General features: G+C 68.3%; 1 protein-coding gene. It reads left to right on the forward strand.

Annotated elements, in window-relative coordinates:
* Positions 1-1,248: WD40 repeat domain-containing protein (locus ACFVS6_RS28500; protein WP_389708265.1), on the forward strand; the 1,248-nt coding region annotated here is incomplete at both ends.

Genomic DNA, 1,248 nt, shown 5'->3' on the forward strand with positions numbered 1-1,248 from the left:
GACGACCCGTCGCCGTCACCGGCAGCTGGGACATCACCGTGCGGGTGTGGGACCTCGCCACCGGCCAGCCCGTCGGCAAACCCCTCATCGGCCACACCAATAGCGTGTCCGCCGTGGCATGCACCGTGCTGAAAGGACGACCCGTCGCCGTCACCGGCAGCGCGGACAACACCGTACGGATCTGGGACCTCACCACCAGCCAGCCCGTCGGCAAACCCCTCACCGGCCACACCAATACCGTGTTCGCCGTGGCATGCACCGTGCTGAAAGGACGACCCGTCGCCGTCACCGGCAGCGCGGACGACAGCGTGCGGATCTGGGACCTCACCACCAGCCAAACCGTCGGCAAACCCCTCACCGGCCACACGGGCTCGGTGTCCGCAGTGGCATGCACCCTGCTGGACGGACAACCCACCGCCGTCACCAGCAGCGAGGACGACAGCGTGCGGATCTGGGACCTCACCACGAGCCAAACCGTCGGCAAACCCCTCACCGGCCACACCAATACCGTGTTCGCCGTGGCATGCACCGTGCTGAAAGGACGACCCGTCGCCGTCACCGGCAGCGCAGACCGCACCGTGCGGATCTGGGACCTCACCACCGGCCAGACCATCGGCAAACCCCTCACCGGCCACACCAATAGCGTGTTCGCCGTGGCATGCACCGTGCTGAAAGGACGACCCGTCGCCGTCACCGGCAGCGCGGACAGCACCGTACGGATCTGGGACCTCACCACCGGCCAGACCATCGGCAAACCCCTCACCGGCCACACCGGCACCGTGTCCGCAGTGGCATGCACCCTGCTGAACGGACGACCCACCACCGTCACCGGCAGCTGGGACGGCACCGTGCGGGTGTGGGACCTCGCCACCGGCCAGCCCGTCGGCAAACCCCTCACCGGCCACACCGACCCCGTGTTCGCCGTGGCATGCACCCTGCTGAACGGACGACCCACCGCTATCATCGGCAGCGCGGACAACACCGTACGGGTCTGGGACCTCGCCACCGGCCAAACCGTCGGCAAACCCCTCACCGGCCACACGGGCTCGGTGTCCGCAGTGGCATGCACCCTGCTGAACGGACAACCCACCGCCGTCACCAGCAGCGAGGACAAGACCGTACGGATCTGGGACCTCACCACCAGCCAGACCATCGGCAAACCCCTCACCGGCCACACGGGCTCGGTGTCCGCAGTGGCATGCACCCTGCTGAACGGACAACCCACCGCCGTCACCAGCAGCGAGGACC

The sequence above is a fragment of the Streptomyces sp. NPDC057939 genome (assembly GCF_042887545.1).
In the GTDB taxonomy this organism is placed as follows: Bacteria; Actinomycetota; Actinomycetes; order Streptomycetales; family Streptomycetaceae; genus Streptomyces.